The sequence below is a fragment of the Bacillus sp. P4_E1 genome (genome assembly GCF_056401715.1).
In genome coordinates this window covers 77,816-102,761 of the sequence record NZ_JBFUIV010000017.1, presented here as the reverse complement: position 1 = coordinate 102,761, position 24,946 = coordinate 77,816, and the positions used below count along the sequence as shown (strand labels likewise).

General features: G+C 35.5%; 23 protein-coding genes, 1 pseudogene and 2 riboswitches. Of the genes and pseudogenes, 6 read left to right on the top strand and 18 right to left on the bottom strand.

Annotated elements, in window-relative coordinates; all coding sequences use genetic code 11:
• The first annotated feature begins 296 nt into the window (after positions 1-296).
• Complete coding sequence (locus AC1DS7_RS21605) at positions 297-1,643, top strand: short-chain fatty acid transporter (protein ID WP_002033241.1); 1,347 nt, start codon at positions 297-299, stop codon at positions 1,641-1,643.
• A 40-nt stretch (positions 1,644-1,683) separates the two neighbouring features.
• Here the strand turns inward: AC1DS7_RS21605 and AC1DS7_RS21600 are convergent, their stop codons facing one another.
• The 4 genes from AC1DS7_RS21600 to AC1DS7_RS21585 all read right to left on the bottom strand — a co-directional run bounded on the left by AC1DS7_RS21600 (position 1,684) and on the right by AC1DS7_RS21585 (position 3,595).
• Positions 1,684-2,037 carry a hypothetical protein gene (locus AC1DS7_RS21600; RefSeq protein WP_016101007.1) on the bottom strand — a complete coding sequence of 118 codons (354 nt, stop codon included), beginning with the start codon at positions 2,035-2,037 and terminating at the stop codon, positions 1,684-1,686.
• Positions 2,034-2,609 (bottom strand): NAD(P)H-dependent oxidoreductase, encoded by a 576-nt coding sequence (locus AC1DS7_RS21595; RefSeq protein ID WP_016101006.1) that lies wholly within the window; start codon positions 2,607-2,609, stop codon positions 2,034-2,036. Before AC1DS7_RS21595 ends, AC1DS7_RS21600 begins: the two co-directional genes overlap by 4 nt.
• Positions 2,610-2,631: 22 nt before the next feature.
• Positions 2,632-3,069 (bottom strand): SWIM zinc finger family protein, encoded by a 438-nt coding sequence (locus AC1DS7_RS21590; protein WP_080118265.1) that lies wholly within the window; start codon positions 3,067-3,069, stop codon positions 2,632-2,634.
• 205 nt (positions 3,070-3,274) lie between these two features.
• Positions 3,275-3,595, bottom strand: a complete 321-nt coding sequence (locus AC1DS7_RS21585; protein ID WP_002110869.1) for a hypothetical protein — start codon at positions 3,593-3,595, stop codon at positions 3,275-3,277.
• Between the two features lie 38 nt (positions 3,596-3,633).
• A riboswitch (SAM riboswitch) is annotated at positions 3,634-3,732 on the bottom strand.
• A gap of 121 nt (positions 3,733-3,853) precedes the next feature.
• On the opposite strand from AC1DS7_RS21585, the gene AC1DS7_RS21580 reads away from it, so the two are divergent.
• Positions 3,854-4,045: a hypothetical protein gene (locus AC1DS7_RS21580; RefSeq protein ID WP_476999199.1), complete on the top strand. Its 192-nt coding sequence runs from the start codon at positions 3,854-3,856 to the stop codon at positions 4,043-4,045.
• Between the two features lie 31 nt (positions 4,046-4,076).
• On the opposite strand, the gene AC1DS7_RS21575 is transcribed toward AC1DS7_RS21580, so the two are convergent.
• From AC1DS7_RS21575 to rraA, 7 genes are all read right to left on the bottom strand, one after another.
• Positions 4,077-4,799 (bottom strand): YwiC-like family protein, encoded by a 723-nt coding sequence (locus AC1DS7_RS21575; protein WP_002033247.1) that lies wholly within the window; start codon positions 4,797-4,799, stop codon positions 4,077-4,079.
• Positions 4,800-4,983: 184 nt separating this feature from the next.
• Complete coding sequence (locus tag AC1DS7_RS21570) at positions 4,984-5,685, bottom strand: ECF transporter S component (RefSeq protein ID WP_002167975.1); 702 nt, start codon at positions 5,683-5,685, stop codon at positions 4,984-4,986.
• The gene (locus tag AC1DS7_RS21565) at positions 5,658-7,319 is read right to left on the bottom strand and encodes an ABC transporter ATP-binding protein (RefSeq protein WP_215588362.1); all 1,662 of its coding nucleotides are present in this window, start codon (positions 7,317-7,319) and stop codon (positions 5,658-5,660) included. Before AC1DS7_RS21565 ends, AC1DS7_RS21570 begins: the two co-directional genes overlap by 28 nt.
• Positions 7,292-8,170 carry an energy-coupling factor transporter transmembrane component T gene (locus AC1DS7_RS21560; RefSeq protein WP_215588363.1) on the bottom strand — a complete coding sequence of 293 codons (879 nt, stop codon included), beginning with the start codon at positions 8,168-8,170 and terminating at the stop codon, positions 7,292-7,294. The genes AC1DS7_RS21565 and AC1DS7_RS21560 overlap by 28 nt, the downstream gene beginning before the upstream one ends.
• Positions 8,171-8,193: 23 nt before the next feature.
• Positions 8,194-9,012 (bottom strand): DUF4430 domain-containing protein, encoded by an 819-nt coding sequence (locus AC1DS7_RS21555; protein ID WP_476999198.1) that lies wholly within the window; start codon positions 9,010-9,012, stop codon positions 8,194-8,196.
• 123 nt (positions 9,013-9,135) lie between these two features.
• On the bottom strand, positions 9,136-10,956 hold the full coding sequence (locus AC1DS7_RS21550; RefSeq protein WP_476999197.1) for a DUF4430 domain-containing protein: 1,821 nt from the start codon (positions 10,954-10,956) through the stop codon (positions 9,136-9,138).
• A 506-nt stretch (positions 10,957-11,462) separates the two neighbouring features.
• Positions 11,463-11,948, bottom strand: a complete 486-nt coding sequence (gene rraA, locus AC1DS7_RS21545) for a ribonuclease E activity regulator RraA (RefSeq protein WP_476999196.1) — start codon at positions 11,946-11,948, stop codon at positions 11,463-11,465.
• Between the two features lie 198 nt (positions 11,949-12,146).
• Between rraA and AC1DS7_RS21540 the strand changes: the two genes are divergently transcribed.
• The gene (locus AC1DS7_RS21540; protein WP_476999195.1) at positions 12,147-13,577 is read left to right on the top strand and encodes a YfcC family protein; all 1,431 of its coding nucleotides are present in this window, start codon (positions 12,147-12,149) and stop codon (positions 13,575-13,577) included.
• A 142-nt stretch (positions 13,578-13,719) separates the two neighbouring features.
• Here AC1DS7_RS21540 and AC1DS7_RS21535 read toward each other — a convergent pair whose 3' ends face one another.
• The 5 genes and pseudogenes from AC1DS7_RS21535 to ybaK all read right to left on the bottom strand — a co-directional run bounded on the left by AC1DS7_RS21535 (position 13,720) and on the right by ybaK (position 19,110).
• Entirely contained in the window at positions 13,720-14,547 is an 828-nt protein-coding gene (locus tag AC1DS7_RS21535; protein WP_002033283.1) for an endonuclease I family protein, read from the bottom strand.
• 474 nt (positions 14,548-15,021) lie between these two features.
• A complete protein-coding gene (locus AC1DS7_RS21530; protein ID WP_002190177.1) occupies positions 15,022-15,903 on the bottom strand; it encodes a 5'-methylthioadenosine/S-adenosylhomocysteine nucleosidase in 882 nt (293 codons plus the stop codon).
• Between the two features lie 177 nt (positions 15,904-16,080).
• Positions 16,081-16,184: riboswitch (purine riboswitch) on the bottom strand.
• A gap of 199 nt (positions 16,185-16,383) precedes the next feature.
• Positions 16,384-17,109 (bottom strand): annotated as a pseudogene (locus AC1DS7_RS21525) (helix-turn-helix domain-containing protein); the annotation flags it as partial.
• A gap of 376 nt (positions 17,110-17,485) precedes the next feature.
• Positions 17,486-17,986: a GNAT family N-acetyltransferase gene (locus AC1DS7_RS21520; RefSeq protein WP_016100997.1), complete on the bottom strand. Its 501-nt coding sequence runs from the start codon at positions 17,984-17,986 to the stop codon at positions 17,486-17,488.
• 647 nt (positions 17,987-18,633) lie between these two features.
• Positions 18,634-19,110: a Cys-tRNA(Pro) deacylase gene (gene ybaK, locus AC1DS7_RS21515; protein ID WP_016100996.1), complete on the bottom strand. Its 477-nt coding sequence runs from the start codon at positions 19,108-19,110 to the stop codon at positions 18,634-18,636.
• A 342-nt stretch (positions 19,111-19,452) separates the two neighbouring features.
• Between ybaK and AC1DS7_RS21510 the strand changes: the two genes are divergently transcribed.
• Positions 19,453-20,733, top strand: a complete 1,281-nt coding sequence (locus tag AC1DS7_RS21510) for a histidine--tRNA ligase (protein WP_476999194.1) — start codon at positions 19,453-19,455, stop codon at positions 20,731-20,733.
• A gap of 170 nt (positions 20,734-20,903) precedes the next feature.
• Positions 20,904-21,215, top strand: a complete 312-nt coding sequence (locus AC1DS7_RS21505) for a hypothetical protein (protein ID WP_098636535.1) — start codon at positions 20,904-20,906, stop codon at positions 21,213-21,215.
• Between the two features lie 96 nt (positions 21,216-21,311).
• Here AC1DS7_RS21505 and AC1DS7_RS21500 read toward each other — a convergent pair whose 3' ends face one another.
• Complete coding sequence (locus tag AC1DS7_RS21500; protein WP_476999193.1) at positions 21,312-21,593, bottom strand: DUF1292 domain-containing protein; 282 nt, start codon at positions 21,591-21,593, stop codon at positions 21,312-21,314.
• A gap of 363 nt (positions 21,594-21,956) precedes the next feature.
• Positions 21,957-23,009 (bottom strand): pyruvate kinase, encoded by a 1,053-nt coding sequence (locus AC1DS7_RS21495; protein ID WP_476999192.1) that lies wholly within the window; start codon positions 23,007-23,009, stop codon positions 21,957-21,959.
• 253 nt (positions 23,010-23,262) lie between these two features.
• Between AC1DS7_RS21495 and AC1DS7_RS21490 the strand changes: the two genes are divergently transcribed.
• Positions 23,263-24,936, top strand: coding sequence for an alkaline phosphatase (locus AC1DS7_RS21490; RefSeq protein ID WP_476999191.1), 1,674 nt, complete (start codon positions 23,263-23,265; stop codon positions 24,934-24,936).
• Positions 24,937-24,946 lie beyond the last annotated feature (10 nt).

The following is a 24,946-nucleotide window of genomic DNA, read 5'->3' as shown; positions in this document are numbered from 1 at the left end:
AATCTAATTAACAGAGATATAAACGAAAACACATATTTTTACACTATTTCGATTTATATATACAAACTATAATTTTAACGTTTTGGGCTATTTGCTTTGCTTAAGTTGATTTGCATAGATACTACCCCTCTTTGAAATATTTCAGTTCAAAATGAAATAATATTTCAACATAGACTATCAATCTACCTAGACATTATGACAATCACCTTTAATATCTGAATTTTCCATATATTAAAGGATATTACTCAAACAACCTCGAACATTGTAATAAATATACATAAGGAGGTTGATTTATTTTGTTTCGTTCATTTACAAATGGATGTGTTGCCCTTGTGCAGCGTTTCTTACCAGAACCGTTTATTTTATCATGTTTATTAACTGTTTTCGTTATCTTCTTCGGCATGTTTGCAACGCACCAAACACCGGTCGAAATGATTACGCATTGGGGCAATGGCATTTGGGGACTTCTCGCCTTTTCTATGCAAATGGCTCTTGTACTCGTGACAGGATCTGCATTAGCAAACGCTCCTCTTATTAAAAAAGGATTAACGAGAGCAGCGAAATTACCGAAAACAAATGGACAAGGTATTATTGCTATTTCAATCGTAAGTTTACTAGGAGCATACATAAACTGGGGATTTGGTATTGTTGTATCGGTTTTATATGCAAAAGAAGTGGCCAGACAGTTAGAAGGATTAGATTATAGGTTAGCAATTGCTTCTTCCTACTCTGGATTTCTCATTTGGCATGCAGGCCTTTCTGCTTCTATCCCTCTTACGTTAGCAACTGGCGGCGAAACGTTAATTAAAACGACAGCTGGAAGTATTAAAGAAGCGATTCCAATAACAGAAACGTTATTCTCACCATACGCACTCGTGCCAGTTATTATTTTTCTCGTTACGATGCCTCTCATTAACCGGGCCATGCATCCAGATGAAAAACATACAATAACTGTAGATCCTAGCGTATTCCATGAAGAAGCTGCCGCTCAAGAAGTAGGGAACAATACGTTCGCTGAAAAAATGGAAAATAGTATGATTATTACACTTTGCATCGGATTATTAGGTCTTATTTATATTTTTAACTATTTTAGTACGAAAGGCTTTAACCTTACGCTTGATATCGTTATTTTTATGTTATTAATTGCCGGTCTTATTTTCCACCGTACTCCGATTCAATATATTCGCGCTTTCTCTGACTCAACTAAGAGTGCTTCAGGTATTTTACTTCAGTTTCCGTTCTATGCTGGAATTATGGGGATGATGATTGGAGTAAATAGTGAAGGTCTTTCGCTTGGAGGAGCTATTTCTACTTTCTTTATTAGTATTTCAAATGAAACCACATTCCCGCTCTTTACATTTTTAAGTGCTGGCATTGTAAATATTTTCGTTCCATCTGGAGGCGGTCAATGGGCAGTGCAAGCACCAATTATGATTCCAGCTGGCGCTGAACTTGGTGTACCTGCCGCGAAAACAGCGATGGCAATTGCGTGGGGCGATGCTTGGACAAATTTAATTCAACCTTTCTGGGCATTACCGGCATTAGCGATAGCTGGTTTAAGCGCGCGTGATATTATGGGATTTTGTGTTGTTAACTTACTATATGCAGGATTTATCATTAGTCTATGTTTCTTATTTATTTAAACGAAAAGCTAGTTTTATACTAGCTTTTTTATATAATAAATCATTCATTATCTATACAGCTTATTACCTTCCTCCACTCTACCTCTGCATGATTTAATGCTTCATATGTAAACAAATCTTCACATACTTTTTCAATCATATGAGGATTGTTCTTAAGGAAATTCCACTGCAATACTTTAGGGAGAACATACGTTTCGTATTCTTTACTTCCCTTTATTACCTCATCAACTTCTCTTTCACAAATCCCTCTTATTAAATAATCATTTCTTAATTGTATTTGAATTTGGTGAAACGTTTCGCTGTATTTCTTCAATTGGACTAAACAATTAATATACGTACGCAAAAGTTCGTCATCACAATTGCAACACTTTATAATACGATCGATTTCATTCATAATGTACGAGCCGCTTCTTCTATTTGTAACAGCCATTTTTCACGCTTCGTTACTTTACTCGTTTTCACAGATTGAAAAGCAGAACGTTTTATATCGCGAATACCACAAAAACGTAAAACCCCTCTTTTCATCATAATCCAATCCGCTGATCGATATAATAGGGCCACGTACCATAACGGTGAGTCTAACGTATTAATAACCCATGCTTTCTTTCCTTTAAATAAGCCTTTCGGTAATGACCCCTCATATTTATAAGCAAATCCAGCTACAAAAATACGATCGATAAATCCTTTTAAAATAGCAGGCATGCCCCACCACCATATCGGATATATGAAAAGAAGAATATCCGCTTTCTGCACTAATTCTCTATATCGCTTCGTCTCTTCTTCATTTAGTAAATCACGTCTTTTCTTCTCTTCATTAAATACAAGCACTGGATCAAATTGTTCTTTATATAAATCAAGTAGCGTAACAGAATGATTTGTTTCCTCAAGTCCTTTTTGCACATGCTCTAAAATTGCCCCATTAAAGCTTGAAGTATTAGGGTGAGCATATATAATTAGTACGTTCACTACAAAACAACTCCCTCTTTAGTTAAAGTTTCCCCTTCTTTAACATCGTCTCTACAATTTGCACATTTTTCGAACTTTGTAACAAACGATTTAATACTGTTAGTAACTCTTCTCTTTCTAAACCTTTCAATTGCTCTTTAACTGTACTCTCACCAGCACCTTGAATTTCATACACAACTGCCGCCATATGTTTACAATAATTTTCATAAGGACACTCGCAGCTACTTTCTGCAAAATCTTCAAGATCAATAATCACTTCATAATTCCCTGCATTTCCAGTAACGAAAGCAAATACTTTCTTGTCGTGTATTTCAACATCTTCTACATGTCCCTCTTCATAATATTCATATCCTCTATCTATAATGTACTTTGGAATCCATTTCATTATATCTTTTAATAAGTATGCATACATCACAACACCTCTTCCTCTAATTCCCTTTTGACTTCCAAAATCCTGCATGTTATTCTAATAACTGTCAAGTAGCGAGTCTACGTGACAAAACGACTGACACCTATTCGGCGGAGGTGTCTCTTTTCATTTGCAGCCGATATGAAGTGCCTCTTTCAGGCACATTCAATCTTTGACACTACACACTCAACACCATTCCCTTGTATCAGGCTGCTTTAGCAGTCYTTTACTCTACATACTTCAAAAAAAAGAGAGCTCAGCTCCCTTTTCCCGCTTTATAAAATACCCCTTTTTCAGCATAGCGATATTCATCATCAGCTAAAGTAATTTTCCCATCCAGTTTGAGTTCATCTAATAGTCTTGATAAATAAAATTGATGTAACATTTTTTTAGTGAATTTTCCTTCATGATGCGAAACGATATGTTCTTGAATATCTAACAATGATATTGGCTTATCTTGCTCTATCATATATTCATAAACTGTACTACGCAGTTTTACGTATTTTTCGAGTGTCACAGTACTTCGCAACCCCTTTCTTCTTATTATATGTTTTCGTAATCGGTTTTTTTGCAACAAAAAAACCTCTCCGATAAGAAGAAGTTACGTATATCTTCGTCTTATCTCCCAGAACAAATATGTTCTGCTGGAATTAGCACCTGCATCGCGGTTGCTGGGTTTCATCGGGCCAGTCCCTCCACCTCTCTGGATAAGAAAATATTCACTTTAAATTTAACTATACGTAATTTTATTATAATTGTCAAATAAATATAAAAAATTATATTTTCTTCTTTATTGTTCATACTACAAAAAGATGTACAAAAGGAGGCTACTACTTTGAAAAAGAATGCTCGTGGATACGTACAAGATTCTTTTCATTCCTTACAAGAAGCGAAACATTGTTTAGAAGATGCATTACAGACTGTTGAAGAAGATTTTAATCGCGCACGTATTGAACAATTCCTTTACGCTGTAGAGCAAGCTCTTCAACGTTGCGATTACACCGTTCACATTTTAGAACAAGAATGAAAACTTCCCATCAAAAGATGGGAAGTTTGTTTCAAATGGCATACTTCATCATTATTACCGTTATTATTAAAAAATATACAGAATTAACAATTTCTAAAATCCCTACTTTTAATATAGAAATCTTTTTGCCATACAACATAATGGCCCGAATTACACTTGGTACAAATATGAGTGAACACCATGGATTTATAGCAAATACAATTACCGTTAATACAATATGGTATCCCCAAGATATAAAACGATACTTCGGATTATTTTTTTCACGAATCATCGTTTTCACATAAAACGTACTTCCTAAAAAATATAGAAATGAAATAAGCGTAATGAATAATGCTGTTTTATCTATTAATTTCATGGAGAAATAATAACTGATTAAACCACCTATACAAAACACTATAATCGCACAAACATCATTTAGTAATGCTCGTTCATTTTTTTGACGAGCGTAATACATATTTACAATAAACAATGGAATCATTAATACTGCGAATAAAAGAATTCGCCATTCATATAATAAAGAAATCATCCCAAATACAAATGCAATGATAAAATAAACAATTGCAGCGTGTAGAAATTCTTTTTTTCTTCTTTGCCTTATGTACATGAGAAATGGATAAGTAGCTAGATAGATAAAGAACCAGGCTAAAAACAATGGGATATGATAAAAAGTAGGTTTACCAAGTAATACACTTAATAGAAATGGTATGACAAGCATCGCCCATGCTCCATGTTGCTTCGGAATAACTAACTTCATTAACTATACACCTCCCTCTTGAAAATAATTCTCACCTACTATTATACAAATAATTTCATATAATAACGGACATATATTGAATCTATTTTTTGACAATAAAAAATGCTCCTTACAATATGTAAGAAGCATGAAAGAGGCAAACGAATATGTAAGTCGCGACCCTACCTTATATGAGTATGCTTTTCTATGTCACGTTATGCTCATCTAATATACCGTATTTCTTTTTAAATCTTGTGAGGATCGTAATCCATGACGTACTAAATAGCAGCAGGAAAATAACATTCGATATCGCGTGACTCAAATCAAAGTAAAAACTTGCGACATAGTAAGCAATAACTGTTTCCCACGTTGCTTCCTGTATAAAACCGAGAAGACCCCAAAAATTCATAATCCAGCCAAATAGAAATCCAACGGCAAATCCGTACAACAGTCTTCCCCACAGTTTTTTCATTAAAAATGTATTACGTAATAGTCCAGCTATAAACCCGATCATGCCCCAAGAGAACATTTGCCACGGCGTCCACGGACCTTGTCCTAAAAAAATATTAGATACAATAGCCGCCGTTGCCCCAATCATAAAGCCAGTTTCACTCCCAAAAACAATTGCAGAAACGATAATGACAAAAGAAGTCGGTTGTACACTTGGTAAAATAGAAAATGGTACCCGGCTAACCGCTGCAATCGCCGCTAACACAGCAACGATAACAATTTCACGTGAAACAAACGCCTTCCTTTCAAAACGAACATAGAAAGGTAACATAATGACAGCTAATAAAAACAAACTACTTACCATGTAATACCCGTCCATAATAAAGGTCGTAAAGAGTAGTGTACATATTACAACCGCAAAAATAAATATTATGAATGCAACATATCGTTTGGACACGCTTCGTACACATCCTCCCACGTTAATGCAAATGGCAACTCTCTACGGATGAATCGATTAATAGATGTTGTATAAAAGAAGTTACCACTAAAGAACTCTTTCGGTGCATCATTCATAATGACTTTCCCGTCAAATAACATCATGCACTGATCAACGTATTTCGCTGCAAACTCAATATCATGCGTTGCCATTACAATTGTTGTACCTTCTTTTTGCAACTGTTTAAATAGCTCTCCTACTCTTTCCTTTTTCCATGGATCTAGTCCCTTTGTCGGCTCATCGAGTAATAATAAAGTTGGCTTTGATAATAACGTTGTACATAATGCGAGTAATTGTTGCTCTCCGCCGCTACAATCATGTGGATGGCGCTCTTTAAGTGAATCTAACCAGAATTTTTTCAACATTTCTTCTGCTATTGTTTTTCCCTCTTCACCATATAATTCACGCGCACGCTCATAAACCTCTTCCCATACTGTATCAAAAGTAAAATGATAGTACGGATGTTGCGATACGTACCCTATACTTTTAAATCGTTCTTTCGAATCAATTTTATGTACCACTTTACCATTCCACTTTACCTTACCTCTTCTAGCTTTTTGCAATCCTGCTAAAATCGTTAACAGTGTAGACTTCCCGGTTCCGTTTTTCCCAACTAGAGCTGTCCATTTTCCCTTTTCGATGTTCACTGTTAAATCTCGTAAAATAAGTGGACTATTTTTTTCATATTGAAAAGATATATGTTCTGCACTTAAAATTACTTCTTGCTTTTCATAGTGTTCTACTTGCCCATTCCTATATGATATCGCTGAAAAATCATTCATTTTCATTTGCGCTTCTCGCACTGTAAATGGAATCTCTTTCACATTCCACTCTAAAAACAATCTTGGAATTTGTGGAATGAATGGACGTAACTTTTCTACTTCCCACATGTTCGCTATCACATTTTTAGGAGTATCATCATAAATGATTCTGCCATTATCCATACAAACAACGCGTGTTGCGAGCGGTATAACTTCATCTAAACGATGTTCACTTAAAACTATCGTAATTCCGAGTTCTTCATTAATACGTTTTAATAATCCTAAAAACTCTTTCGCAGCAATCGGATCTAGTTGTGCTGTCGGTTCATCCAGTAATAATAGTTTCGGCTGCATGACTAACACCGCAGCTAAATTTACAAGTTGTTTTTGACCACCAGATAAAGTATGAACAGATTGATGTAACAAATCTTGAAATCCTAAAAAGCTAATGAGTTCCGCTATTCTTTGTTGAATAATATGTGATGGTAGCCCGATATTTTCTAAAGAGAATGCTAATTCTTGAATAACGGTATCCATTACGATCTGATTTTCTGGATTTTGAAATACCATACCAATTTCTTGGGCAGATAATAAATCTGGTACTTCTTCTAATAAAGCACCATCATAATATGTATGTCCAGAACGCGTGCCAATTGGAAGTAACTCCTTTTTAAAATGTTTTAATAAAGTTGTCTTCCCAGAACCTGAACCGCCAGCAAGTACTATAAATTCTCCTTTTTGAACAGAAAGAGAAATATGCTGTAACGCTTCTTCATTTTCATCAGTATATATAAATGATAAATTCTTCATTTCTGCATGCGCCACCACATCCATTCCCTTCCTTCCATCATAATTGGTAAACTAACAAACATCATAAATAATATAAACATAATTCCATCGTATTGCTGGAATAGTATTGATTCCACTTTCGGATAAATGATCAATTTCCCTCCGCCATAATAACTAAATATGAATGAGGCTATAAATAGAATACTTAAATAACTTAGCGTATACAAATCACGTCTTTCCATTCTATATCGAATATATGTCGTACGTTTCGTTACACCAAACCCACGAGCTTGCATAGAATCTGCCGTTTGTAGTGCATCTTCTAACGAACAAACTAATAACACTTGCAGTAATTTCATCCCATTTTTTATACGCTCAATGAGTGAACCTGAATCTAATTGCACACCTTTCGTTTTTTGGACGAGTGTAATTTTCTTTAACCGCCTAATAAACAAAGGAACAAACCTCACTGTAATCATCGTTAACAATGCTACTTTCGGTGAAATTCTTGAAAATAAATATAAAAATTTATGACTCGAAATAATATCGTTATAAGAAGCAAACGTAAACATAATCGCAACTAATAATAACCCCATAACAAGCCCAAACATAACTGCCTCAAGCTTAATCCGGCTATCTCCTAACCAAAATAACGTAGTCGCCCCTCTATGCGTTAATAAAGAATTAAATAAAATTACCATTAGAAAGAATACGATAGTACTTGGCAGCATGTTTCTTATTTTCTCGCCATTTCCTTGTACTGTATTTAAGATTACTATTAGTATAATCGCTCCAATTAAAAAAAGAGGATGAAGACACATCATACATAGTATCATCACCCCAATATAATAGAAAAAATTAACAAAAGGATGTAAAGAAGAAAAGCTTATTTTCATAGTCCTTTACCGAAGATCCTTTCCTATTTTAATACAAACACCCACTCGATTGTATCGCCTGGTTTTACTTTAACTACACCAGCACTATAGTTTGGAAAAGCACCGTTCACACGATATTTCCAGCCACTAGTAGTAGTAATATCTTTCTCGTATAAATCATTAATACCTTTTACATAAATATCACCTTTAGAGCCCATTGCATCAACCTCTAATCCTGTGCCCGTGAGCACACTGTAAACTGTGTCGCCTTCTTGTACATCAACCTTTTTCGCACCTAATAAGTATCCTTCATGACCTTTTACGGAGATTGTTACTTGTTTCGGTTGCGGCTTTGGTTTTGGTTCTGGCTTTGGTTCTGGCTGCGGTGGAGCCGGCACAGTTACCTGTTGTTGCCCTTTATTCGGATCTTCCTTTTGCTCTTGCTTTGGTGTTTCTTTTGGCTGATTAACAACCTTTGCTTCTTCTTTTACTTCTGGCGCTTTCTGTTGCTGGGGTTTCTCTTCTTGTACTTTTTGTTGCTCTGGTTGTTTATTTGCAGCAGGCTGTTCCTTTGGTTTCTCTTCTTTCTTTACTTCAGGTTGTTCCTGCGCTTTTTCTTCTTTCGGTTTCTCTTCTACTTTTTGTTCTTGTTTATCTTTCTGCTCTTCTTGTGGTTTTTGTTCCGGTTCAGCTTGCTTCTCTTCCGGTTTCGGTACATCTTTTTGTTCTTCCTGTTTCGCTACTTCTTTTTGCTCTTCTTGCTTCGGTTCTGCCTTCTTCTCAGGTTTTACAGCCGTTTCTTCACATCCGGCTAATAATCCCAATGAAAGAACTAAAGAAATGAACCATTTCATCTTACTCATGCTGTCCCTCACCTTTCATATTAAAGTGAAACTTTAATAAGTGGAGATTTTGTTCATCCCCACTCATTATTAGCCCTCACTTTTATAATAAAATTAGGAGCAAATGATTGCTCCTAATTTTTGTTAAGCTGCTTTACGTCTCCATAATACATATGCAGAAGCGATACATAATACACCCATACCTACTTGTGTAGCTGCACTATGAGAAGATGCTCCTGTTTGTGGTAATTGATTCTTATTCTTGTTTGTTTCTTTATTAACTCGTTCGTTATCTACAACAACTTTTAGATTTTCATCTTTTGGCTGTTCTTGTAACTCTTCTTGTTGTTTCGGCTGTTCTACAACTTCTTTTTCTTCTACAGTTGTCTCTGGCTCTACAATTGGTTTCGCATCAATTTCATTCTCTACTACATTTGACCAATCATAAATCGATTTCCCAAGATCTTTAAACTGAAGTAACGCTAAAAATGCTTGCTCTGTAGCCATTCCGCTACCTTTTTGATCACTTGGTAACCATTTAAACTCACCATTTGGAAGCTGGTATGACATTAAATTTTGTACTGCTTTATTAAGACGATCGTGATCTACATCTTTAACTAGCGATAGTCCAATAATTGCTTGTGCAGTACTATTAGAATTCTCTTGTCCATCAGCGGTAAAACCACCATTACCTAGCTGCTGCTTGTATAAATAATCAACAGCTTTTTGAATAGCTGGCTTTACATCTGCTTGATCTTGATAAGGAGCTAATGCTGCTAATACCATACTTGTTACATCAACGTTACTAGCACTTTCTTTACTACTTGAACTATCATATGTCCAGCCACCGTCTGTATGCTGCGCTTGTAAAAGTGCTTGTACTAAAGCAGCTCGATTCCATTTTGCTTCGGCCGGAATCTCATATTTCTTTGTATCTAATGCAAGTAATGTAAATGCGTATCCTGTAACGGAATTCACTTTATCTGATTCAAATAAATTTTGTACTAAATTTTGTCCCTCTACCTTTGTAGGATCAACATTCATTGCATTCATCATAATAATCGTTCTAGCTAAATCTGTTGCTGAAAAACGGTTTAAACGCTTCTTAACCTTTTCAGCTACTGGCTTAACATAGTTTATTTTCGTTTCAAGCGGAACATTTACACCTGAACGAGCAAGTCCAATCGCAACCCAATCACTACCAATTCCATCTTGTAACATCTTTTCTGACGTTTTAGAAATCGCTTCGTTTAATTGTGCTGCTGGAATTTCGACTTTCTCTTGCTTTGGTTGTTCTGTTACTTTATCTTCTGGTTTACCATCTGGCTTTTCTGTTTTCGGTTCTTCTGGCTTACCATCTGGTTTTTCTGTTTTCGGTTCTTCTGGCTTACCATCTGGCTTTTCTGTTTTCGGTTCTTCTGGTTTACCATCTGGCTTTTCTGTTTTCGGTTCCTCTGGTTTACCATCTGGTTTTTCTGTTTTCGGTTCCTCTGGTTTTGGCTCTTCTACAGTTTTACAAGTGCCAAATTTATCTAACGTTTGTTGCAACGTTTGTTGACTCATATTGCTCCAGTCTGCAACGTAACGAAATGCAACAACATCCCCAGACTCTAATTTATAACTATCCGCCCCAACTTCTGCAGATTTATCGTTTACATCATACAACCAACCGCTTGTTGCTCCGGCCATTAATCCATCGATACCCTTTATATACGTTCCAAATGACATACTTTCAGATGTTACTTTGTCACCCATAACTTTTTGTAGCAAACTAAAAGCTGTTTCTCCATCTTCAATGGAAACTTCTTTCGGACATAACATAATTCCTTTTTGTGATTCACCAATAATTGCAAGTTTCGCTGTCTTTCCTTCAGCAAACGTAATATGTACTGTATTCGCAAAAGAAACAAATACAAGTGCCACTGCCATTAATGATGTAAGCAGCCATTTCTTTAACATTGCCATCCCAAAATTCCCTCCCTTTACTAACATTCACACAAAAAAAGACCCTTTAAGGGTATGCGGTTGACACTCTCTTTTTGTAAGTGTCGAACAAAAATGTACAACACCTCCTACCCGCATTATTCGCGGCTATATTTGTATAGGAAAAATAATTTCGTTTATGAACGCACCATTGTGATAACATTCACTTTTCTAGGCAAAATTTAATCCCTTTTCAAGTTATCCCGCTATTCGCCGAGCAGTAAGACCCCCACCTCAAATTCAGCGAAAGCAAAGAAGTTAAGTGGGGATCAACTGCCCGTAAATGCCCGATTGGTGAAGGCTAATAATCAGTGTGGATGAACAAAATCCCCACTGATTAAAGTTTCACTTTATCGTAAATCGATAAACCTATACATTCTGTAATTTTTAAATTCTGTATTATTTTACTATTGACAAAGAATTTTGTCCATGCTTTATCGGATTTATTTTCTAAGAATAATAGCTTAATAGCCTTCCATTATTAGAAGTCATCCCTCACTATGTAAGCTTTTATCACTAACTATAATTCCATCTTCATCTACATAAACATATTCATTCGGTTTCCATTCGACTTCACCAAATTGCAATGAAATACCACGCTCTCCTTTTCCTTCTTTTATACTTCTATTTGGCATCGTCCCTAACGCTAAAATACCAATATCTATATTCTTTAGTTCACTAGAATCACGAACATATCCATTCACAATAATCCCCGCTAGCTTTCTTTCCTGCGCAATAGCTGCCAAATTATCACCAAGTAACGCACAATTCGTAGACGCTCCGCCATCAACAACTAATACCGTTCCTTCTGGTAATGTTTGCAATCCTTCCTTCACTAGTACATTATCATCCTTCACTTTTACCGTTGCGATTTTCCCATAGAATTGTTTTTTCTTCCCGAAAGACCGAAAAGACTGGCGACATATTTGTAATTCCTTTTCAAATTCATCACATAGATCCGTAGTTTTCCACATCTCTTTCCCTCTTTTCTTTTCCTTTTATATTACATATTCTTGGATTTTTTTCGTTTCCCTGTCTAATGCTGCAAGAATTTGTATGTGCAGAAAAAGGATAGAAAAACTATTGCCTTAAGAAGCCACCTTTATTATAATCTATTTCACAGATAAATTTCAGAATATTAAAAATTAACCAGGTGAAAAAGGAGGGGTTTTATGCAATTGCAGACCGAGGTAAAAAAACAGCCGAGTAAACGAAAGTTTAAAATGCCTGACGCGTACGTACTACTATTTTTTATTGCTTTACTTTGTGCAATAGCTACATATTTCGTTCCTGCTGGAGAATTTAAAAGAGTCACAAACGGTACTGTTACAACGACAATACCAGGAAGTTATCATTCTGTTCCACAATCGCCGGTAGGGTTTGTTTCTTTTTTTACCGCTATTGAAAAAGGAATGACACTTGCTGCTCCTATCATCTTCTTAATTTTATTTACAGGTGGAGCCATTGCAATTCTTGAAAAAACAGGTGCTCTTGACGGTTTAATCTATCATGTAATTAACAAATTTCGTAATCAGCAATTACTTTTCATTTGCATTGTCGCCGCACTCTTTTCTATTCTCGGAACGACTGGTATTATCGTGAACTCAGTTATCGGCTTTATCCCCATCGGCATCATCGTTGCACGCACATTAAAATGGGACGCTATCGTCGGCGTAGCAATTATTTATTTAGGCACTTATGCTGGTTTTAATGCTACTATTTTATCTCCCTCACCTTTAGGCATTTCACAAAAAATCGCAGAACTCCCGATGTTTTCAGGAATTGGTTTACGTACGGCAATTTATATCTCTTTTTTAATTGCTACCATTTTGTATATTAATTGGTATGTAAAACGCTTAAAAAAATCGAATAAAGGAAGCATACTCGGAGATAACTGGTTTCCAAGTAATGCTCTTTCAAGTGAGAAAGAAACAGAGAAAACAGAAGTTCCTTGGACAATACGTCATAAATTAATTTTACTCGTTTCGGCTTTATCATTAATTGCATTTTTAATAGGCGCTTTTCGTCTACATTGGACGGACGCAGAAATGACCGCTACTTTTATATTCATAGCAATTACAGCGGGAATAATAGGTGGTATGAAAGCAAACGATATCGCTTCTACTTTTCTAGCAGGCTGCCAAAATCTCATATACGGTGCTTTGATCGTCGGAATGGCTCGTTGTATTTCAGTCATTTTAGAACAAGGCAAATTACTTGATACAATCGTTAATCAACTCGCACAGTCTCTCAAAGGACATAGCCCTGTATTTGGCGTTCTCGGCATGTATGTAAGTAGTGCCGCATTACATTTCCTCATTTCATCCGGGACAGGAGAATCTGTTATTTTCATTCCGATATTAGCTCCATTAGCCGATTTCATGCATATTACACGCCAAGTTACAGTACAGGCTGTTATGCTTGGAGAAGGTGTAGTGAACTGCCTCAATCCAACTTCTGGTGTTTTAATGGGCGTTCTCGCAGCGAGCGGCATTTCTTATGGAAAATGGATTCGCTTCATGGCTCCACTTGCATTCATTTGGTTTATCATCGGACTTATTTTTCTTATTGTTGGTGTGAATATTGAATGGGGACCGTATTAAAAGACTCTTATTATACTTAACTTGATAAAATATCTATCCTATTCTCCAATCCTATAAAAATCACTTATTCTAGTATAGATATAAACAGGGATTGATCATAGTGATCAATCCCTTCTCTCAAAGCAAAATACCTTTAAATATTTTAATTCCAAATTTTATTTACCCATTCAGGATGATCAATAAAAGGATTGCGATTATGTTGATATTTTGTAAAAATCACTTCATTACGCTTTCGCTCTAAATCATCTACCGGGTCTTGTTCATTCCATTTTAGTAAAACGGATAGTTTACCCATGTATGGATCTTTATTGTTATTCACCTTTTCATTTAATTCTAAGTCTATTTCGCCGTTGTCTCCTTCATAACGAACAGCCATGTAAAATAGCATTCTAGCGATATCTCCTTTTACACTATCACGAGGTTCCCAAGAATCACTATCGTACTTACATTCTGTCGCTTCTGAATGATTCACACCACCATTATCAAAATCCAGATTTCCACGTGAGCTATTTACAGATACATCCGTCGCTCTTAAATGATGCAAATCTGTTCCAGCTCCTGCAGTCGTTCCAAAATCACCGTGAGATTTTGCCCAAACATGCTCTCGGTTCCAATTATCAACTCCTGAACCATTCGTAAGTTTCCCTTGCGAACGCCCAGTATATAAGAGTAGCACATTGTTTTTATTATTTGGATCTTCATCAGTATCTCTTAGTGCTTCCCAAACCGCACTGTATGATAACTTTGTATGATCATCAATAATATTATGAAGTTCCTTCTTTAATTCTAAACCCATTTTTCCTATTGCATTATTATAATATGTATCGTCATAGCTTTTTACAATAATCTCTTGTGGTGATGCAGAAGCTACTTCACCGTGTATGATATCTGTGAATGATAGAGATGCAGTACCTAAAATAAAAAATGAAGATAGTGTAACCATAGCAAGCCTTGTATTTCTAAACTTCATATACCCATTTCCCCTTTAAAATATAATTTGAAGCTATTAACTAAAAAATGCTTTCTAGCCCCCAAAAACTTTTAGAAAGCCATACCCATCCTTTTCTTTTTATTTAATACAAAACTCTATTGAGTCTGTATTATTTCCACACTTTTTGTTTATCTACTTTTCACAAGGAATATCCTTCTCTAGTAAAGATTATTAAAATATTCTTTACAATTAAAAAGTAGTTTAATGTTAACTTATAAATTTCAATTTTTTTATGCAATTATGCATATTTGATAAATCGTTCGACTTTTCTTTTTTCTATGACTGTCTTTATTTTTTGTGTAAAACCCTTCTTCCTCTGTAGAATAAGTACAAAAATAGATTGGATACCATGTAAGGCACCAATCTATTTTAATTAAAGAAACTTTGGTAATTCTGAGTTCACAACACATTGTGAAGTAATGATAACATTTTTATATTGAGACAGAACTACTACTATTTATTTGGTATCGAATCTATATACTTTTTAACTACTTCATATACATATTCTTGATTTGCCGCCGCTGTATTTGGATTGTATTTTCCGCCGTTTGTTTTATTGTTAGATAATACTCGAATCCCTAAAAATGGTACGTCATAAGCTTTTGCGATTTGCGCTGCTGCTGCACCTTCCATTTCTTCTACAGATGTACCGTATTTTGTATGGAACCATTTAATTCTATCAACTTCATTATTCCAAACGTCTGCTGAACCTATAGTACCTTCGACCACTTTACCTTTTGTATATTTATCTTTTACTGCATTAGCTGCTGCAAGTAAATCCTTATCTCCCTCGTAGTATCGGATTTTCTCAGCATTTGGATCTTCTCCTGCACTCCCTTCAGAAGCCATCAGGTCCATAGATATCCATTTTTCCGGTTCAATTCCTTGGTTCTCATTCATATTTGTTGTTTTTAGTGAACCTATATTCGCGACTTGTTTTCCTAACACAATATCAAATACATTTAAATTAGGATCATGTCCACCTGATGTTCCTTGGTTAATAATCGCTATAGGCTTATATTTTTCAATAGCCACTGCTGTAGCGGCTGCTGTATTTTCCATTCCTTTACCTGTTTTCGCAACGATTACAGGATAATTGTCTACAGTTCCTTTATAAAATACGAAACTCCCAGATTTTTCTTCTTTCACATTTTTTAACCTTTTTGCAAATTTTTCAGCTTCTATTGGCATTGGACCTTGAATTAAGATAGGGTTTTGAGTGCTTTTTGCCTCTGCTGCTTGTTTTGGACTAGCATTACATCCTGCAAGTATTGAGAATGATAATGCGATAGTAGTTGCTAGGGCACCATATTTTTTCAACAGATTTTTCTTCATAAATAATCTCTCCTCTTTCTCTTGTTGTTTTCTATACTCGATGTTTTGGTCCAAAGAAAAAAGCTCTAGAAATTGTAGAAAAATCTCTACTTTCTAGAACTACGGTAGTCAAAGTTAATTAAGCAAAAGATGAGGCCAATGCTAAATTATAGAACGGTAGCGGCTCAATACAGAAAGCGACCGAATACTTTAACCCGTAGTCCAGTTCTTTCATTGGGAACTAGGTAGAAACGCTCGGACCATATTACCGAGTATATACGAGTGATGTTATTTAAAATTATTATATTGGTAATATAACAAACTTTTAGTGTATACGCAATCTAAAAGTGAACATTTTTAATAATAATAATAAAAATGTTCGTTTTTACAACTTAAATAGTTAGTATTTATCATTCCTAAATGGATAACGACGCTAAAAAACTCACAACCCATATACTAAACTAGATTAACCTACAACAACCGATCTTTTACAGACAATTACTCTACCTTTTCAGCGTTTGAGGCATTTATTACTACATAATTCGGTATTGTCGCAACGAGTTGTATTAAATGTTGGTACATACTAATTTGCATCATTTCATTCGCCTTCTCAGTATTTCCAAGCATTTGATACGCTTGTGCGATTAAATCTTCCTCTGGAAAGTTAGGACGTATCGTTTCGCCAAGTAATTGAAGCACCTCATTTGGTCTATTGAGTATAAGATAGCAAGTTGCTTTAAACGATACCACCTCTTTCACAAGAGAAACATCTTCACTTTCTCCCTGCACTCGGCTAAAGAGATACATTGCCTCTTCTAAAATTTCAATTCTTCTATCCATATCCTCTGTTAACATGTGGTGATTAATAAAAAGTAGCCCCATTTGAATTAATAATGGAAAACAAGAATAATATTTTTTTGTCACTTCCCTGCACTCCATCATTACTTCATCAAACGGTTCTTCACTAAAAGCTTCCGCTAGTCTATGATATAAATTTTTAATATCTTCCTGTTCCATTTGCAGTGTATAACAGATTAATTCATCTATACTTATGTTAAAGTACGATGCTAACAGTGGCACAAATGTAATATCCGGATAACTCTGCCCAGTCTCCCATTTGGAAACAGATGCTTTCGTAATACCGATATACGCCGCTAACTCTTCCTATGTAATTCCTTTTTCTTTTCTCTTATCCGCAATGATTTTATGAATATGAATTTCTCTCACTGTATCACCTCATACTTTTATTATATGTACTTTATTTCACACAAAATATAGATTTTAAGTCGACTTTCGTTAACAAAATCAACTGTTAGGAAACATCTCTCTAAAATAAAAGGCAGGAACATATTTGATATGTTCCTGCCTTTTTATTGTGGGGTATCGATACATAGCCATCTAACTAAGATTTTGAAGTGCTTCAAAATCAAAAATTTCATCTCACCACAGTTTTCTATGAGAATCTAGTGAACAGCTTATTTACATAATTTTCGAAAGCGGAAGTTAAAAATTCTTAGTTTCTTGCTCAATTAAAGCCACCCGTTAGTTAAACAACAGAAGGTTTCTTAGTCAAGAACCGCTCCAATCGTATTACGGTATTAAATTACATATCATAAGGTTCGAGCTTCAAAATAAATTCTTCAACAGCCTTGCCTCTTGCGTTGGAAAAACCTTTATCTTCAGAGATGATTTTAAACCTGCATTTTTCCAATACCCTAATGGAGGCGAGGTTATCTTTAGCGGCACGAGCATAGAGCGGGCGTACCTTAATATACTCCAGAAACTCTGACAACGCTTTAGTTGCAATACCATGACCCCAATATTCCTTCCCAATCCAGTAGCTTACTTCGGGTTCGCCGAACTGTTCAAAGTTCGAGACGTGTCCAGTGACAATGCCATTGAATAATATAGTCTTAATTGTAATAGTCTCGTCAGCAATATTTTTTTTCCAATGGTCAAAAAATGCGTCCTTATCAGTGGGGTCTTTAGCTGTAAAAGCAGCCATATAGTTCGCCGTTGAATCTAGTTGTTGTTCGAAAAAGATAGGTAGATCTTTCTCTGTGATATCTCGTAGCTTCACTTCGCTTTTGCTAATGGATTCCATATAATTCACAAGCTCCTTAACATATTTTTTAATATTAATTCTTCCAAATTTAGAGAAATTCCTTCTTCAACTAATCTGCCCTTTAGTTGAAGAAGGAACAATGCATATTGTATACATAATCAGTTAACATAACGTCTCATTATCGGTAGCAAGGAAAAAGAAGAACCCTGCTCTCACAAGGGAACCTTCTTTTTTAGTTCTATGAATCTATACATTTTTTTATACATTCCTATCCTGGCACGATTTTAGGGTTCTTGTTTGTTACTGGATTAGCCAAAAAACTGTATAAAATCTTGCATACTCTTAGCGTGGGGGTTTTCCAAAATACTGGCATCCCCCAATATGTGCTTTCTTATGGGTATTTCTTGAACCCTCATTAAAACACTTTCCCGTCCTTTGTCTATCTTTAAAAGTAACTCTGCTTATTTATTTAAAGTCCTTGCAACGAGGCATTGTACTCCTCCTAAAGCCAAACAAATGATTAAAATTACACATCCATATTATACTAATTAAACTAAAAATTCATTCTCTTTTCATTTCATTCATTATGTAAATAAAAAAGGATAATCCGCCCTCATAATGGACTAATTATCCTATAAATCTTTATCTAAATTTAATAAAATTAGAACTTCTTTTCCTATGTATACTTATTTCGTTATTTCACCAAACTGCGCTCTCGTCACTTTCGCCAAGTCATCAACTTTAAGCTCAATTTGCACTCCAATTTTCCCGCCACTTACAATGATTGTTTCAAGTGATTGGGCACTTTCATCAATACATGTAGAAAATAATTTCTTCATTCCTACTGGTGAACAACCGCCGCGAATATACCCTGAAACTTTCGTAATATCTTTAACAGGAATCATTTCTATCTTCTTTTCACCGACCGCCTTTGCGGCTGCTTTTAAATTTAGTTCCTCATCTACTGGGATAATGAACACATGATAATCCTTACTATTCCCTTGAGCGACAAGTGTTTTATATACTTCTCTCACTTCTCGTCCAATTTTCTCTGCTACGGATACTCCATCAATTTTCCCATCGTCCGGATCATATGACATCATCGAATATTCAATTTTTTCTTTATCTAATATTCGCATCGCATTAGTTTTATCTTTTTTCATAGCGGTCTCCTTAAAAAGTTATTTCATATTATTAAGTTTTCTTTTATTATACACTCTTTTCAATTTCTCCTACATAACTTCACGTATTCTTCAAAACTGAAAATATTGATATTTCCAAATTCATCTGATATAATTTGGAAAAACTTATGTTAAGGAGAGATTTTTAATGCGAACTTTTAATACTTCTTTCCAACTTCATCATCATACGTAACGCCGTGTATCCGAAGAAAAATTTTTCTTCGTGGGTACAGGGCTTTTCCTGTTGACCCACGAAGCGTTCATAAAGCTATGTGGGTATTTTTATACCTGCATAGCTTTTTTTAATTTAAAAGAGGAGTGATTATGGTGGAAATGAAAAATGTAAAAGGGACAAAAGATTATTTACCAGAGGAACAAGTACTACGAAATAAAATTAAAAGAGCTTGTGAAGATACGTTTGAACGTTATGGCTGTAAACCCTTAGAGACACCAACGTTAAATATGTATGAGCTTATGTCTTACAAGTACGGTGGTGGCGATGAAATTTTAAAAGAAATATATACACTTAAGGATCAAGGAAAACGCGAGCTTGCCTTACGTTACGATTTAACAATTCCATTCGCTAAAGTCGTGGCGATGAATCCGAACATCCGCCTACCCTTTAAACGTTATGAAATTGGGAAAGTATTTCGAGATGGTCCGATTAAACAAGGAAGATTCCGTGAGTTCATTCAATGCGATGTTGATATAGTTGGTGTAGAGTCTGTCATGGCAGAAGCTGAACTCATGAGCATGGCATTTGAACTATTCCGAACGTTAAACTTAGAAGTAACAATTCAATATAATAACCGAAAATTATTAAACGGTATTCTCCAGTCTATTAACATCCCTACTGAACTAACGAGTGACGTAATTTTATCATTGGATAAAATCGAAAAGATTGGGATTGATGGTGTACGAAAAGATGTATTGGAGCGCGGGGTTACTGTAGAAATGGCCGATACAATATGTAATACTGTTTTATCTTGCCTAAAGCTCCCTATAGCCGACTTTAAAGACACTTTCAATAATACACTTGTCGCCGATGGAGTAAACGAATTGCAACAACTACAGCAATACTTACTCGCTCTCGGAATAAATGAAAATACGATATTCAATCCGTTTTTAGCAAGAGGACTCACAATGTATACAGGCACTGTGTATGAAATCTTTCTAAAAGATGGCACGATTACATCTAGCATCGGTAGCGGTGGTCGATACGATAATATTATCGGAGCATTCCGTGGTGATAATATGAACTATCCAACAGTCGGTATTTCATTCGGATTAGATGTCATTTATACAGCTCTATCACAGAAAGAAACCATACCATCTACAGCAGATCTTTTTATCATTCCACTCGGGACAGAATTACAATGTTTACAAATCGCCCAGCAATTGCGTTCTACTACTTCCTTAAAAGTCGAACTTGAACTAGCTGGACGTAAATTGAAACGTGCCCTTAATTATGCAAATAAAGAAAATATCCCGTATGTGCTAATAATTGGTGAAGAGGAACTATCTACAGAAACCGTTGTATTGCGCAATATGAAGGAAGGTACTGAAGTGAAGATTCCCCTTTCTTCTTTACGTAATTATTTATAATACGAACCACCCTCATTTGGGTGGTTTTTCTAGTGCATAAATAAAGAACCATTAAGTTTACATAATACAATTACCGTGTCCTCTAAATGTAAATCACAAAAAATATATCCATTCACCCACTATATTTGGTAATATATTCATACAAACATATTATTTAGGAGGAATTAACTTTGAGGGCAGTTGTAAAAACATTGAAGTGGACTACAGGTATCTCCCATCTTTTATTAATTCCTTGTTATTTATTTCAAGGGCTAGTTAACTTATATGGGATACCGTTACTTATAGTAATTACTTTACTACATATCATCACTAGTGTATTAGCTAAAAAGGAAGGCATGAAAGCCTATGCTAATTATATAGGAATCTTGGCTATTCTAGTTGCTTTCTTTCCCTATATACAAATCGCTATACATATTATAGCGTCGATTTTCCTTCTATTAGATGCGGCTTCCACGAACACAAACGAAGTTTATGATTCATAGTGGATTGTGGACTGTAAACAGACATTAGGGAAATATTTTTCAACCCTATACAAAAAAGAGGGCAGATATGCATCTCCCTCTTTTGTCTAACTATTATTATTCTTGTTCTTGCTCGTCCATAATCTTCTCGAACGCCGCAGATACTTTTTCAAATTCCTCGTCATTCTCTATGTATGAGAATTCATTATCTTCTTCTATTTTTAAAAAGAAGATATCAATGTCTTCCTCAGTTTCTGTTTGAATGTCTTCTACAAAGGCAACTGCAATGTATTCTGCACCTTCGACATCCATCGCTCCAAGCACTTCAACTTCCTGTTCTTCATTATTCTCATCGGTAAGACTAAAAACTTCGCCTACTTCAATTGCTTCCATATTCATTCTCCTCCTATCATACTCTAAAAAATAAAACGTTCAAATTGCACACTTACTAACATATCTTTCCATAAAAAAGTTGAATTCATACAGAAAGAACAACAAATTCTTGCTGATTCAGCAAAAGTATTCAACTATAAGGATATCATTTATGAATAGGAATGAACATATTTTAAATGAGATAATTGGATTAATTAATTTAAAATCCTTCTTTAGATTTCCGAAAGACCTCCATGTTCCATAATGATTCTTTCATATAGGCAGCTGGAATGCCACCTTTCAATCTGTAAGTAAATACTAAAATAGCACCTCCTATCCTGATTCCTTTCCGTACGTTTTTAGGATGAGAGATAAATCCTTCTATATAAACTAAAGAGACTTATGCAGCAATTCCAATACATCTTTCATCGCAAAAGGACCGTCTTTTTTTACATGCTCAGCGAATTCAGAAACGAGACATAATGTTTTCACACTTTCGATTGGATGCTCTCCTGACGCACTTTCAGCAGAAAGCATAACAGCATTCGTCCCGTCCAGTACAGCTTGAAATACATCTGTCACCTCAGCTCTTGTAGGAATAGAATGATTTACCATAGATTGAAGCATTTGTGTCGCTGTAATGACATATGTATTCGTTCGATTGCACTCACGAATCATCATTTTTTGCAAAAGCGGAATAAATTGATACGGCAATTCCACACCTAAATCTCCCCTTGCGATCATAATGCCATCCGCTTCTTTGCATATGTCTTGAAAATTCTCGATTGCTTCCATCGTTTCTATTTTTGCAATTAAATTAGGAGATGTTTCTTTATGTTCATGTATAAAACTTCGTATTTCCTTTATATGACTAGGTTTTCGAACGAAAGAACACGCAATAAAATCAACTTCCTCTTCTAGAAGAAATTGAATATCTTTTTTATCTTTCTCCGTAATAGCTGGCAAACTAACAATTGTACCTGGTAAGTTCACCCCTTTATGAGAGGAAATATTTCCACCTGTTTTTATTCTTGTTTCTATTTTTTCCGAACTTATCTTTTCAACGATTAACTCAACTTCTCCATCATTAATAAGAATTCTACTTCCAACTTTTACGTCATTCGCAATCCCCACATAATCAACACTTGCTCCTTCTTTATTCCCCTGAACTGGATTGGTATGTAAAGTAAATAACTCCCCTGCTTCAAGTGTAATTTGTTCCTCTTTCATTTCACCCAATCTTATTTTAGGACCTTGTACATCCCCTAGAATTTTAATAGAATCGTCTAACGATTTTACTAAACGAATGATGTCTTTATGACTTTCATGCGTACCATGTGATAAATTTAACCGAACAATTTTCATACCATTGTTTATTAACTGCGCTAACGTTTCTTCATTATTACTCGCTGGCCCAATTGTACAAACTCGATCAATTGTCATGTCCCCACCATCCTTTTTTAAATGTTTCCCATAAAATAAAGAGAAGATTCTTTTTATAGGAAAGACCATGTAACTAAGGGTGCAAAGAAGTTTTATATGAAGAGAATATTTTGCTGAAGAAGTAGCTTAAATTTAACTTTTCGACTCCATAGTTATTGTTAGTTTCGTTGCAATGGGGTACTACTAATAATAAATCTTGTTTACATACGAACGTTAGATTGGGATATCGAAAACGACCTATGGAGGAACCACAATGACTACTCTTCGAAAAAAAATAATGGGACTAACATTAGCGGGAATGGTAGCACTATTTACATTAGCAACAGGAATCATAATGAACGATAACGAGGTAAAAGCTGAGGTAAAAAAAGCAGGAAAGCAACCTAAAAATGTGATTTTCATGGTTATAGATGGGACAAGTTCTTCTGCTACAACATTAGCCCGCTGGTATAAAGGTTCACCTCTTGCACTAGATCAAATTGTATCCGGAGGTGTTCGTACGTATTCAGCCGAATCAGCTATTACGGACTCTGCACCAGCAGCCACAGCTTTAGCGACAGGAAATAAATCAAATTCAGGCTACGTGGGCGTATTACCTTCTGTTGTGAATTCACCTGGCTTAGAACCAGTGAAAGAAGAATGCAAGTTTCGTCCAGTTGCCAACGTCTTAGAAGGCGCAAAACGTTCTGGCCGCGCGACAGGAATCATTGCTACATCAGAAATTCAACATGCTACTCCGGCTAGTTTCTCTGCCCACCACGTTAACCGTAAAGATTTCGAAGTACTTGGTGAACAGCAAGTGTATCAAAATATAGAAGTTGTATTAGGTGGTGGAAAAGCAGCACTTCAGCCTACGACAAGCAACGGAATTCGTAAAGACAACGAAGATTTAGTAAAAGTGATTCAAGACAAAGGGTATGACTTTGTCGAAACAAAAGATGCGTTATTAAACTCCAAATCAAAGAAAATCTGGGGTTCTTTCTCTAATACTGCCCTTGCGTTCGATATGGATCGTATAATAACCAATCCTAAGCAGCCAACTCTTTCCCAGATGACGAGAAAAGCAATTCAAACATTATCAAAAGATAAAGATGGTTTCTTCTTATTTGTAGAAGGTAGTAAGGCAGATTGGGCAGCACATGCAAATGACCCAATCGGGATGATTAGCGATGTATTGGCATTTGATGATGCAGTTACAGAAGCATTAGAATTTGCGAAGAAAGACGGTAACACTATGGTCATTGCTTTAGCGGATCATGGTAATAGCGGTATTTCCATTGGTAACAGCAATACCACAAAAGGCTATGATACTACACCAGTATCAGCTTACATTGCCCCACTGAAAAAGGCGAAAATGACACTTGAAGGTGCTACAAATAAACTAAAAGATGATTTATCTAATATAAAAGAGGTCGCTGCACTTTACGGTTTAGACGACCTAACTGATAATGAAAAAGAGCTGTTAAAAGCTGCACGAAAGAAAACTGATGTAGGTCCAATCTTTACTAAATTATTGGCCAACCGTGCGAACATCGGTTTTACAACTGGTGGTCATACGGGTGAAGATGTATTCTTATACTCTTACGGTCCTCAAAAGCCATACGGTTTAGTCCAAAATACAGACATTGCGAAAATAATGGCCAAAGCAATGGGCTTTCAATTAGGAGAATTATCTAAGAAATTATTCTTAGATGCTGAAACATCCTTTAAACAAATTGGTGCAACTGTAACGATTGACAAAAAAGATGTACGAAACCCGGTGCTTGTAGTAAAACGCAATAATACGGAGGCCAAATTGTTTGTTAATAAAAACATTATCTATATTGGTGGGAAAGATTATGAATTAGGAGGCATCGTTGTAGAAAGCAACGGGAAATTCTATGTACCTGAAAAGGCAATTCAACTATTCACAAAGCATTCTCGCTAAATTTAAAAAC

Bases quoted from the DNA above. Each gene is read 5' to 3' on its own strand.
- ybaK (WP_016100996.1), bottom strand. From the start codon at position 19,110: ATGAAAAAAGATAAAACTAATGCGATGCGAATATTAGATAAAGAAAAA.
- rraA (WP_476999196.1), bottom strand. From the start codon at position 11,948: ATGTGGAAAACTACGGATCTATGTGATGAATTTGAAAAGGAATTACAA.
- AC1DS7_RS21575 (WP_002033247.1), bottom strand. From the start codon at position 4,799: ATGAAGTTAGTTATTCCGAAGCAACATGGAGCATGGGCGATGCTTGTC.
- AC1DS7_RS21555 (WP_476999198.1), bottom strand. From the start codon at position 9,012: ATGAGTAAGATGAAATGGTTCATTTCTTTAGTTCTTTCATTGGGATTA.
- AC1DS7_RS21530 (WP_002190177.1), bottom strand. From the start codon at position 15,903: ATGAAGAAAAATCTGTTGAAAAAATATGGTGCCCTAGCAACTACTATC.
- AC1DS7_RS21520 (WP_016100997.1), bottom strand. From the start codon at position 17,986: ATGGAATCCATTAGCAAAAGCGAAGTGAAGCTACGAGATATCACAGAG.
- AC1DS7_RS21535 (WP_002033283.1), bottom strand. From the start codon at position 14,547: ATGAAGTTTAGAAATACAAGGCTTGCTATGGTTACACTATCTTCATTT.
- AC1DS7_RS21495 (WP_476999192.1), bottom strand. From the start codon at position 23,009: ATGACAATTGATCGAGTTTGTACAATTGGGCCAGCGAGTAATAATGAA.
- AC1DS7_RS21540 (WP_476999195.1), top strand. From the start codon at position 12,147: ATGCAATTGCAGACCGAGGTAAAAAAACAGCCGAGTAAACGAAAGTTT.
- AC1DS7_RS21600 (WP_016101007.1), bottom strand. From the start codon at position 2,037: ATGAATGAAATCGATCGTATTATAAAGTGTTGCAATTGTGATGACGAA.
- AC1DS7_RS21560 (WP_215588363.1), bottom strand. From the start codon at position 8,170: ATGAAAATAAGCTTTTCTTCTTTACATCCTTTTGTTAATTTTTTCTAT.
- AC1DS7_RS21590 (WP_080118265.1), bottom strand. From the start codon at position 3,069: ATGCAGGATTTTGGAAGTCAAAAGGGAATTAGAGGAAGAGGTGTTGTG.
- AC1DS7_RS21490 (WP_476999191.1), top strand. From the start codon at position 23,263: ATGACTACTCTTCGAAAAAAAATAATGGGACTAACATTAGCGGGAATG.
- AC1DS7_RS21510 (WP_476999194.1), top strand. From the start codon at position 19,453: ATGGTGGAAATGAAAAATGTAAAAGGGACAAAAGATTATTTACCAGAG.
- AC1DS7_RS21565 (WP_215588362.1), bottom strand. From the start codon at position 7,319: ATGGATGTGGTGGCGCATGCAGAAATGAAGAATTTATCATTTATATAT.
- AC1DS7_RS21550 (WP_476999197.1), bottom strand. From the start codon at position 10,956: ATGGCAATGTTAAAGAAATGGCTGCTTACATCATTAATGGCAGTGGCA.
- AC1DS7_RS21500 (WP_476999193.1), bottom strand. From the start codon at position 21,593: ATGAATATGGAAGCAATTGAAGTAGGCGAAGTTTTTAGTCTTACCGAT.